At 66.5% G+C, this 9,596-nt stretch carries 11 protein-coding genes; 5 read left to right on the top strand and 6 right to left on the bottom strand.

Annotated elements, in window-relative coordinates; all coding sequences use genetic code 11:
- The first annotated feature begins 132 nt into the window (after positions 1 to 132).
- Positions 133 to 1,263, top strand: a complete 1,131-nt coding sequence (locus tag AWC19_RS07160; RefSeq protein WP_372508621.1) for an N-acetylmuramoyl-L-alanine amidase — start codon at positions 133 to 135, stop codon at positions 1,261 to 1,263.
- A gap of 54 nt (positions 1,264 to 1,317) precedes the next feature.
- On the opposite strand, the gene AWC19_RS07155 is transcribed toward AWC19_RS07160, so the two are convergent.
- Complete coding sequence (locus AWC19_RS07155) at positions 1,318 to 2,145, bottom strand: DUF1906 domain-containing protein (RefSeq protein ID WP_085077352.1); 828 nt, start codon at positions 2,143 to 2,145, stop codon at positions 1,318 to 1,320.
- A 146-nt stretch (positions 2,146 to 2,291) separates the two neighbouring features.
- Here AWC19_RS07155 and AWC19_RS07150 point away from each other — a divergent pair, with 146 nt between their 5' ends.
- The gene (locus tag AWC19_RS07150) at positions 2,292 to 2,549 is read left to right on the top strand and encodes a hypothetical protein (RefSeq protein ID WP_245848789.1); all 258 of its coding nucleotides are present in this window, start codon (positions 2,292 to 2,294) and stop codon (positions 2,547 to 2,549) included.
- A gap of 100 nt (positions 2,550 to 2,649) precedes the next feature.
- Here AWC19_RS07150 and AWC19_RS07145 read toward each other — a convergent pair whose 3' ends face one another.
- On the bottom strand, positions 2,650 to 3,396 hold the full coding sequence (locus tag AWC19_RS07145) for an alpha/beta fold hydrolase (protein ID WP_085077351.1): 747 nt from the start codon (positions 3,394 to 3,396) through the stop codon (positions 2,650 to 2,652).
- 192 nt (positions 3,397 to 3,588) lie between these two features.
- On the opposite strand from AWC19_RS07145, the gene AWC19_RS07140 reads away from it, so the two are divergent.
- Complete coding sequence (locus AWC19_RS07140) at positions 3,589 to 3,867, top strand: long chain fatty acid-CoA synthetase (RefSeq protein ID WP_085077379.1); 279 nt, start codon at positions 3,589 to 3,591, stop codon at positions 3,865 to 3,867.
- Here AWC19_RS07140 and AWC19_RS07135 read toward each other — a convergent pair.
- The 4 genes from AWC19_RS07135 to AWC19_RS07120 all read right to left on the bottom strand — a co-directional run bounded on the left by AWC19_RS07135 (position 3,853) and on the right by AWC19_RS07120 (position 8,202).
- Positions 3,853 to 6,627, bottom strand: coding sequence for an MMPL/RND family transporter (locus AWC19_RS07135; RefSeq protein WP_372508622.1), 2,775 nt, complete (start codon positions 6,625 to 6,627; stop codon positions 3,853 to 3,855). The two genes, AWC19_RS07140 and AWC19_RS07135, sit on opposite strands and share 15 nt — an antisense overlap.
- A gap of 47 nt (positions 6,628 to 6,674) precedes the next feature.
- Positions 6,675 to 7,073, bottom strand: coding sequence for an MmpS family transport accessory protein (locus AWC19_RS07130; protein WP_085077349.1), 399 nt, complete (start codon positions 7,071 to 7,073; stop codon positions 6,675 to 6,677).
- Positions 7,074 to 7,270: 197 nt separating this feature from the next.
- The gene (locus tag AWC19_RS07125) at positions 7,271 to 7,696 is read right to left on the bottom strand and encodes a hypothetical protein (protein ID WP_085077348.1); all 426 of its coding nucleotides are present in this window, start codon (positions 7,694 to 7,696) and stop codon (positions 7,271 to 7,273) included.
- A gap of 32 nt (positions 7,697 to 7,728) precedes the next feature.
- The gene (locus AWC19_RS07120; protein WP_245848786.1) at positions 7,729 to 8,202 is read right to left on the bottom strand and encodes a GtrA family protein; all 474 of its coding nucleotides are present in this window, start codon (positions 8,200 to 8,202) and stop codon (positions 7,729 to 7,731) included.
- Between the two features lie 158 nt (positions 8,203 to 8,360).
- On the opposite strand from AWC19_RS07120, the gene AWC19_RS07115 reads away from it, so the two are divergent.
- Together AWC19_RS07115 and AWC19_RS07110 are read left to right on the top strand one after the other, a co-directional pair.
- The gene (locus AWC19_RS07115; protein WP_085077377.1) at positions 8,361 to 8,711 is read left to right on the top strand and encodes a WhiB family transcriptional regulator; all 351 of its coding nucleotides are present in this window, start codon (positions 8,361 to 8,363) and stop codon (positions 8,709 to 8,711) included.
- A 60-nt stretch (positions 8,712 to 8,771) separates the two neighbouring features.
- Positions 8,772 to 9,584, top strand: coding sequence for an SDR family oxidoreductase (locus tag AWC19_RS07110; protein WP_085077347.1), 813 nt, complete (start codon positions 8,772 to 8,774; stop codon positions 9,582 to 9,584).
- The last annotated feature ends 12 nt before the right edge of the window (positions 9,585 to 9,596 follow it).

Genomic DNA, 9,596 nt, shown 5'->3' with positions numbered 1-9,596 from the left:
CAACAGCACACCCGCGACCACACAGGTGGGGCCACTTTCGACCGCCCACCCGGGGCCAAATCAGGCTGTCACAGCCAGGCTTCCCGGCGCAATGTGCTGAAATGCGCTGCGGCCGCGCCGATTGTCCTCGGCTTGGGGATCGCCACGGACGTGCTCGTGGGCCCGGCGCGCGCACCCGCGGACCCCTACTTGTCGGCAGTGGCGATGGCGCCGGGCCAGCCGATCAACATCATCAGCCGCGCCGGGTGGGGCGCCGATGAGTCGATACGCCGCGGAGGGCCCGTCTGGGGCAACGGAATTCGGGCCGGGATCGTGCACCACTCCGCGACCGGCAACGACTACGCGCCGACGGACTCGGCGGCCATCGTGCGCTCGATCTACCAGCACCACGCGTTGAATGAAGGCTGGGGCGACATCGGCTACAACGCGCTGGTCGACAAGTACGGCCAGGTCTTCGAGGGCCGGTTCGGCGGCATCGCCAAACCCGTCCGGGGCGTACACACCGGCGGATTCAACACCGACACCTGGGCGGTGTGCATGATCGGCGATCTGAGCCAGGCGCCCCCCACGCCCGAGCAAGTGCGCGCGGCCGGCCAGCTGCTGGGATGGCGGCTGGCGATGGACGCGGTGAACCCGGAGGGCACCGTCGCGCTGACTTCCGCCGGCGGACCCAACACGCGCTTCCCGCGAGGTGCCACGCCGACCCTGCCGAGCATCTTCGCCCATCGCGACGTCGGCGAAACCGCCTGCCCGGGCAACGCCGGGTACGCGTTCATGGAACGCATCCGCGACATCGCGGCCCGGTACAAGCAACCGCCCAGCGCAGAAGATGTCGCGCAATCGCTGAACGGCGGAGCGATTTACGACCGCTGGCAGGCGACGGGCGGCATGACCGGCGGGCTCGGCGCACCCACATCACCCGAAGCGCCCAGCGGCGATTCGATCCGCTACGTCGTCTTCGCCAAGGGCGCGATCTATTGGTCGCCGGCCACCGGGGCTCAGCCCCTCACCGGCAGGATCTACGAGGCCTGGGCCACGCTGGGCTACGAGCGCGGCCCGCTGGGCCTGCCGACCAGCGCCGAGATTCAGGAGCCGGAGTGGATCGTGCAGAACTTCCAGCACGGCACCCTGAGCTTCAACCGGCAAACCTCGACCGTCGTGGCCGTGATGGACGGGGTCGCCAGCGTGGTACCGCCGCCGCCCGCGGGCGGACCGCCCATGCAGCTCGAACGGTTCTCCGCGGCACGCAATCCCGTCATCTGACAGCGCCCGGCCCCGGCGCCGTAGTTGTCGCTGGTCCCCGGATTCGTCAGCGGCTCAGGGATGCAGGTTCCACTGACCGCAATCCTCGGCGAGGACGTCGTTGACGTCGACTTCGAGCCCCCCGACCACCGGGCCGGGATTCGAGGGGGTGCTCACCACGCGTTGGTACAGAACCGCGGTGGGCTCGATCTGCCCATGGGACCAGGCCTTGGTCTGCCAGGCCCACCGGTGGCCGGGGGTGCGCGAATTCCCGATCACGCCGTCGGCGGCGGCCCATCGGCACACGTCGATACCGCCGTAGACGCCGGTGCGCTGCACTCCCAGTACCGAATTGATACCGCGAAACCACTTGAGCGCCAAGTTTTCCCAGGTGTCGTGGTTGATGTCCTCGTCGATGCTGAAGAAGATCGGCGCACTCTGGCCGCCACCCGCCGCGGTATGCAGTCGCCAGGCGGTGCGAGCATCGGCGACGCCGCCCTCGAACCCGCGCCTGAAGTCCGATGGTGCTGTCCCACCGGGCTTTCCGTATTGGTAATTGCTGACGATCATCAGCCCGGCAGCGGTGAGCTGCTCGGCGTAAGCCCGGGTGATCGGTTTGGCGCCCATGGACGAGCCGGGCCGCGACAGCGACACGTAGTTGATGACCCCGGAGTAGCCCGCAGCTCGAATCTGCTCGGCTGGAATCTGGCGCATCGCAAAGTCGATCAGTCTGCGGGGGGCGGCAGCCGGCACCGGGGTGGCCGCTGCCACGGGAGCGGCGACACTCGCCGTCGCCAAAAGCAGTCCCGGCAGCGCGGACATGGCGACGCCGTAACGCAATACGTCGCGCCGGGGAATGGCGGGTGATCGCTGGAGGGGCACATCGACCGACAAGTCCTGCATCGTGGTGATGCTAAATTTTCGGGTTTTGTGAACAGAAGTAGTGTGCGGCAGTCGATATCAAATCGGTCTTTGCGGTTCACCGGCCCGAGTCAATCGCTGAAGCGGCGGCGACGATGCTGTCTCAGCGACGCCGAACCGTTGGACTCGTGGCCGAGGCGTTTCTCGAGTGTGACCTCGCCGCGACGGTGACCGAGCACGCTCATATCGTGACGGTGCTCGCGGCCATCGCCGCCCTCGCGATGGCGACCTGCGTCGGCTACTACTTCGGCCGTCGCGACCGCCCGACGCGGCGAAGCTGGAAGAAGCGAACGAGCCGGATCGCGGTGGGCAGGCTGGCGCTTACGCTACTGGTGTCGCTGACCGCACGCCGCATCCGGCTAAGCGCCGCGCGGATGTGGGCCTGACCGGCGCGTGCGCGAGTTCGGCGGCCTCGACGTCCCGGTCGACATCGCGGGGCGGCGCCAGATGCGGCGCAGCGAGACGCCCGGGCTGACCGGGGCTGGCTCAACCGAGCGTCTCCCAGAACCGCACAAGGGCCGCCGCACCGCGGGCCGGGTCCTGCATCATCCACCAATGCCCGAGCCCGTCGAGCACTTCGGTCTTCGCCCCCGCCCGTCGCGCCGCCTGACGGCGCATCGCCTCCGACCCGACGTAGGTGTCTTCCGTGGCCAGAATGGACAGACCCGGCCGGGCCGCCGCGGTACCGAGGGCGCGGCCGGCCTCGGCCATCGCGGGCTGGCGTGCGGATCGGTAGAGCAGCAGGATCGCCCGGCCCATCTCAGGCCCCTGCGCCGCGGCGATCGAGGCCGCGATGTCGGGCGGCATTCCGGCGGCGGACCACATGGCGGCCCGCTGTTCGACCGTGCCGCCCAGGAAGGTGTCGACGTGCTGCTCGCCCTCGCCGGGGGTTTGCCAGATCCGCGCCAGGTCGTGCCAGACGTACTCGGGGTCGAAGCACCCAAGGATGTCGCTGACCCAGCTGCGGACAAGTTCGGGCCGATGCATCACCACGTTAATGACGTGGCCTCCGCCCCAGTCATGGCCGACGAGGTCGACCGGCTCGCCGATGTCGTCCAGCTCGCCCTCGAGCCAGTCGCGGTAGGCCAGGTAGGTCGCCGGGAAGCCTTCCGGCAGTGGCGCGCCGAAGCCTGGCGGAGAGAGCCGCACCACGTCGTCCCGTCCCAGCGCGTCGACCAGCGGCCCCCAGATTGCGTCGCTCTCGGGGTTGCCATGCACCAAAACGACCGTCACGGTGCCCTCCTTGGGTGCGAGCGCGTCACTTCGCCGCAGGTCGACTCTGCCACCAAGCGGCGGCCGACGCGTGGGTTTCGCGCACCGGCCGATTAGGTTTTCCGCGCGAATCGGATTAGTCTTGCCCGCGGCCCGTGTCTGACTAGGAAAGCAGCCATGTCCGTTCAGCCCACTCTGCGGCGTCCAAAGGCGTTGCGCCGCACCCGTACGCGACGTACCACGCAGCTCGTCAAGTGCCCAACTGTCGGCCAGTGCTTCGACATCGAGGTCACCCGCCACGCCGACGGGTGGACGGTCCGGGTCCCCGAGATCGGCGGCCTGGTCCGCGTGGCCAGCCGGGCCGCGGCGGAGCTGGCCGCGCGCAAGTACATCGCGGCCCGCACCGGCATCCCGATCGGTTACGTCACGGTCTTCGTAACGAACGAAATCGCCTGCGCGCCTTCGTCTAGAGAGGCGTCACGCCGGCCGTAGCGGGCGGGGACGTACCAGTGTGGGCCACCAGAACCACGGGCCGAGGATTCTGATGATGCAGGGCACCACGAACGAGCGCACGATCAGCGTGTCGAGCAGCAGGCCGATGCACACGGTGGAGCCCACCTGACCGATCGTTCGCAGGTCGCTGGTGAGCATCGCCAGCATGGTGAACGCGAACACCAGACCCGCCGAGGTCACCACGCCACCCGTGCTGCCGAGCGCGCGGATCAGACCGGTGTGGATACCGGCGTGTAGTTCCTCCTTGACGCGGATGATCAGCAGCAGGTTGTAGTCCGAACCCACCGCCACCAGGATGATGAACGTCAGCGGCAATATCAGCCAGTGCAGGGGCAGACCGATGAGGTGCTGCCAGACCAGGATCGACAGCCCGAACGCCCCGGCGTAGGAGAACGCCGCGGTGCCGGGGATGACGACGGCGGCCATCAGGCTTCTTGTGAGAAACAGCATGATCAAAAAGATCAGCACGAAGGCGGCGATCGCCACGATGAGCAGATCGGACGCGGCGTATTGCTTGATGTCCTTGTTGGTTGCTCCCGACCCGCCGATGTATACCTTCGCGCCGGCCAGCGAGGTTTCTTTGAGGATCGTGGTTATCGCCGTGGGGAACTGTTCGACGTGCTCGACGCCTTCGGGGCCGTTGGCGTCGCCCTCGTGGGTGACGATGATCCGCGCGGCTTTGCCGTCCGGCGACATCAACAGCGCCATCCCGGTCTTGACGTCTTCGTTGTCGAAACCCTCGTGTGGGATGTAGAAGAAGTCGTCGCTGCGAGACTGGTCGAAGTCGAGCCCCACGTTGACCTGGTCGTTGAATGTCTGGTCGGTCTGGGTGGACTGCAGGGACGACTGGCCGTAGCTGCTCACTAACAGGGAGACCAACGCCTCCGAGTCGTCGGCCGTGAGCTTTAGCTGGGTGATGATCTGCGGCAAGGTCTTGTCGATGACCTCGAGATACGATACGGCGTCTGTGATGTCGTCGGCCAGCTTGTCCAGGCCGTCGATCGACTCGAACAGCGATCTGAAGGCCCAGCAGATGGGGATGTCGAAACAGTGCCGCTCCCAATAGAAATAGCTGCGAATCGGCCGGAAGAAGTCTTCGAGGTTGGCAAGGTTCGACCTCAGCTCGTCGGTGACCTTTTGCATGTCTTCCATGGTGAGGACGGTCTTGTGCATCTCATCGGACATCGTTTGGAAGAAGTCGATTTCTTTGCGCAACACCTCGACGGTGTGCTGCGTGATCTGGGCCTGCTCGGCCGTATTGGCGTTTTGCTGTTTGTTAAACGGCAGTTGTTGGCCGCTACCGCTGCCTTGGGTGGTGAACAAGTAGGGGATGGTGGCGTGTTCCAAGGCCCGGCCCAGCGGCCTGGTGATGCTTTGCACCATCGCCACGCCGGGGAGGCGAATCAGGGCCCTGGCCGCCCGGTCCAATGAGATGAAGTCCGCCGAATTCCGCATGTCGTGATCCGTCTCGATCATCAGCATCTCAGAAAACAGCTTGCTCTTCGGGAAGTGTCGATCCGCCGCGGCGAAACCCTGGTTGGCCGGCGCGTTGTGCGGCTGGTACTGGCGGTCGTCGTAGTTCTGCCGGTACGTCGGCACGAAGACCGCCCCGAAGACGACGGCCGCGGCGCTGGCCACCAAGATCGGCACCGGCCACCGGACCACGCTCGTCCCGATCCGCCGGTACAGCTGTGCCTTGGCGGCGCGCCGCGGGTCGAAAAGCCCCAACAGGCTGCCCACGGTCAAAAACGCCGGGCCCAGCGTCAGCGCCGCGGCGATGGTGAACAGCATGGAGATGGCCACCGCCGGCCCCATGGTGTGGAAGTAGTTGAGGCGCGCGAACGTCAGGCAGTAACACGCCCCCGCGATCGTCAGGCCCGAGCCGAGGATGACCGGCGTGACGCTTTTGTACGCGGTGTAAAACGCCTCCTCCCGGCCCTCGCCGGCCTGTCGCGCCTCGTGATAGCGGCCCATCAAAAAGATGCCATAGTCCGTCCCGGCGCCCAGGGTCAGCGCGACCACGATGTTCACCGCGAACGAGGACAGCTCGATATAGCCCAAATGCCCGAGCGTCGAGATGACCCCCTTGGCGACCAGCATCTCGAACAACACCCCGGCCAACGGCACGAACAGGGTGACGATCGAGCGGTACACCAGCAGCAACATCACCAGGATGAGGATGATCGTGACGATCGTGATGTTGTTCAGGCTCGAATTCGCGATGCCCACCGTGTCCGAAGCCAGCGGAGCCGCGCCGCTGACATAAACCTTCAACCCGGGCGGTGGCGTGTCCTTGGCGACGATATCCCGCACGGCCGCAACGGACTGGTTGGCTTGCATCTGGCCGATATCGCCGGCAAGACGCAACAACACATACGCGCACTTGCCGTCGAGGCTCTGCGCCCCGGCCGCGGTGATCGGCTTGCCCCACAGGTCCATCACGTACTGCACGTGCTTGGGGTCCTGCTTGAGCCGGCGCACCAGGTCGTCGTAATACCTATGGTCGGTGTCGCCCAACGGCCGGTCGGCCTCGAACACCAGCATCGCCAAGCTCGTCGAATCGGACTCGTGAAACTTCGCGCCGATGGCCAGCAACGACCGCTGCGACGGCGCGTAGTGCGGCACCACCGGCCCCGCGAGCTCTTCGGCGACCCGCTCCACCTGCGGCATGAACGTGTTCGTCGACACCGCCAAAAGGGCCCAAAAGGCGATGATCGGTATCGCCAAAACGCGGACCATCCTGGGCACCAAGGGCCGCTTCACGCGCTGCCCGGCCGGCGGCTCGCTCATGCGGACTTCACTATGCAAAAGACGTGGGCGTCCGGATGATCGTCGGATTGCTCAGCGCGCACAACGCCATTCACCAGCATGCGGCAACCGACCTGACCACCATGAACCTGCGCCGAAATGCTGCCCGACACCACAGTGAGCGTGGTCGCCTCGGTATGCGACCACGGCAAAGTGGCCAGATCAACCTGATGCGGATGCCCATCGATGTCGACGTAGACCAGCATCCCGCCCTGTCCGACCGAGCCGAACAACTCATACGTGAGCCGCTTGATGTTGAATTCCGGGGGCGCCGCCGGGCCGTTGACGGTGATGACCGGCGGTGGGGCAGAAAACTGGTGCACCTTCCACATACCCACCGCGCCCACGCCGACCGCCACGACAGCAACCAGCGGCATCCAAATTCGCGCCAAGACAGTCCTGCCGACTGAACGAGGGCTCACACGCGATCACCTCCCGCTGCTCGGTCCGGACATCGTCTTCTCCCCCCGGGTCCCGCCGGGACCATGCAGATAGTAGACGGTCATGTACTTAATGCACATGGGTGGTGCAAACCCTATCCGCACCGCGGGGGGAACGCGACCGCAATGCCGCGTCAGGACATCTTCCGCAGCCGCCGTTTCAGGCGCGCGCTGCGAAGAATCTGGGTCGTGAGGTTCATGGAGGCGAGCATGGGAAACACCCCGAGAAATGTCCGCTCGGAGGGCGTCGCCCCGTGCAAGTGGTAAAGGCTGCCGAACACATAAAAACAGCCCACCGTGAAAAGAGCGCCGGGAATGCAGAGCGTCATCAAAGAGCTACGATCGGCCAGGAGCCGCTTGGCATAATCCAGTTCCTCCCGCGACATCGGTTGGCGTTTGCGAACTTTGGTCACGACCGCCTTGGCGCTCCCGACTTCTTCGCTTATCGGCAGCGGCACTCGGTCGCCGAGCCGTTTGATGTATACGGCGGCAAACGACACGAATACCAACGCCAGCACCAGGGCTGCCACGGTCAGAAGGGCAAATAGGCTCTCCGTCATTCCCAGAACGTATCGGCGGGTGTTGCCGGAGGTCAACGGCGGAAGACCAGCCACCTCATCGCGCAGTACATGTACACCGCTTCGCAACAACCCGCCACCAGGCGCGCCAGCTGGTACTGCACGCCCACGGCCGCCAGCACGCTGGACACGCCCAGGATGAAGACCAGGTAGTTGACGACGACCACCACCACGTACACCGCGAGCTGCGGCCCCACCGACGTGTGCGACCGGAAGTTGAAGGTGCGGTTCAGCGCGTAGCTGAGCGCGAAGGCGGTCGCGTAGGCGGGGGTGACGGCGAACGGCACCGGGATCTTCAGGCCGCTGTGCAGGCCGGTGAGGAGGGCCAGGTCGACGCCGAACGTGAGCCCGTTGATCAGGCAGAAGCCGAGAAAGGTTGGCGCGACAAGAGATTTGAGCCCGAACGGGAGTCGGCCGACGACGGCCTCGCACAGGTCGTGGAACCGGTCGACCGGGCGTGACCGGGTGACCGGGGGTGGGGCGTGCACCTGCGTACCGTGTCACGACCAGGTATCCGGCGTGTTATCAACACGCCAAATTCGGCCGGCGAAGGTATTTTGCGTTTCGTCGCCGCGAGTTCGGGTAAGTCGCAGCGGCGGCCCGCGGCTGGGGTCGCATGTCGGTGGCCATAGAAAAGGACCAGGTCATGTCACGTTTAGTGCGCGCCGTTAACCAAACGGACACTAGGCGGTCGGACGACGTTGTCCGCAGCGCCAACCCGCAAGAGCCGAGCGGCTGGGTGTCTCAGGCCCTATGCCAAACGCTCGACCCCGACGAGCTTTTCGTGCGAGGGGCCGACCAGCGCAGGGCGGCGGCGATCTGCCGCCGGTGCCCCGTCATGTTCCCGTGCGCGGTGGAAGCGCTGGACAACAAGGTCGAGTTCGGCGTCTGGGGCGGGTTGACCGAGCGCCAGCGTCGGGCCATGCTCAAAAAGCACCCAGAGGTCGTGTCGTGGTCGGCCGTCTTGCACAAACACAGGACCCGCAACGTCGGCTGAGCCGAGGACCGGGCGGCTCCGTCGTTGCCAACCGAGTTCCGAACGTGTTCTAGTGAGCCGGTGACCGCGACGTCCCGCCCGAGCCCGTTCCGGGCCGACCTGCTCGAAGGTCGGGTCGCGCTCGTCACCGGTGGCGCCACCGGGCTCGGTTTGGAGATCGCGCGGGTGCTCGGCGCCCACGGTGCCCGCGTCGCCATCTGCAGCCGCAAGGAAGCCAACCTGCAAGCGGCGGTCGGGGCGCTGCGGGAAGCCGGGATCGAGGCCATGTACGGCGTCTGCGACGTCCGCCGCCACGACGAGGTGACCGCGGTCGTCGAGCGGGTGCTGCAAGCGTTCGGGCGGCTCGACGTCGTCGTCAACAACGCCGCCGGGAACTTCCCCGTCCCGATCGCCGACCTCAGCCCCAACGGGTTCAAGGCCGTGGTGGACATCGACCTGTTGGGGACGTTCAACGTGTCGAAGGCGGCCCACGAGCTGTGGCTGCGCGATCACGGCGGCGCCGTGGTCAACGTCAGCGCCGCCATCCAGTACCGCGGCATGGCCCTGCAGGCGCACGTCGTTTCGGCCAAGGCCGGCATCGACGCGCTGACCCGCAGCTGCGCGATCGAATGGGGACCCGACGGGGTGCGGGTGAATGTCGTTGCCCCGGGCGCGATGTCGGGAACCGAGGGGGTCAGGCGGATCGCCGGCGACGACCAGCACCGCACCGCCCGAAACCCGTTGCGGCGCCCCGGTTCGACGACCGAGGTCGCGCAGGCGGTGCTGTTTCTGGCCAGCGACGCGGCGTCCTACGTCACGGGCGCCACGCTGGTCGTCGACGGCGGCGGCTGGTTGACCGCCGACGGCGTGCCGGAGCTACCCGGCTACGGCTGAAGCCGGGCCCCT

This window comes from Mycobacterium palustre (assembly GCF_002101785.1).
In the GTDB taxonomy this organism is placed as follows: Bacteria; Actinomycetota; Actinomycetes; order Mycobacteriales; family Mycobacteriaceae; genus Mycobacterium; species Mycobacterium palustre.
Note: the sequence above shows the minus strand (reverse complement) of the source record. Positions and strands in the feature narration are given on the sequence as shown.

Bases quoted from the DNA above. Each gene is read 5' to 3' on its own strand.
- AWC19_RS07155 (WP_085077352.1), bottom strand. From the start codon at position 2,145: ATGCAGGACTTGTCGGTCGATGTGCCCCTCCAGCGATCACCCGCCATT.
- AWC19_RS07135 (WP_372508622.1), bottom strand. From the start codon at position 6,627: ATGGTCCGCGTTTTGGCGATACCGATCATCGCCTTTTGGGCCCTTTTG.
- AWC19_RS07130 (WP_085077349.1), bottom strand. From the start codon at position 7,073: ATGCCGCTGGTTGCTGTCGTGGCGGTCGGCGTGGGCGCGGTGGGTATG.
- AWC19_RS07125 (WP_085077348.1), bottom strand. From the start codon at position 7,696: ATGACGGAGAGCCTATTTGCCCTTCTGACCGTGGCAGCCCTGGTGCTG.
- AWC19_RS07115 (WP_085077377.1), top strand. From the start codon at position 8,361: ATGTCACGTTTAGTGCGCGCCGTTAACCAAACGGACACTAGGCGGTCG.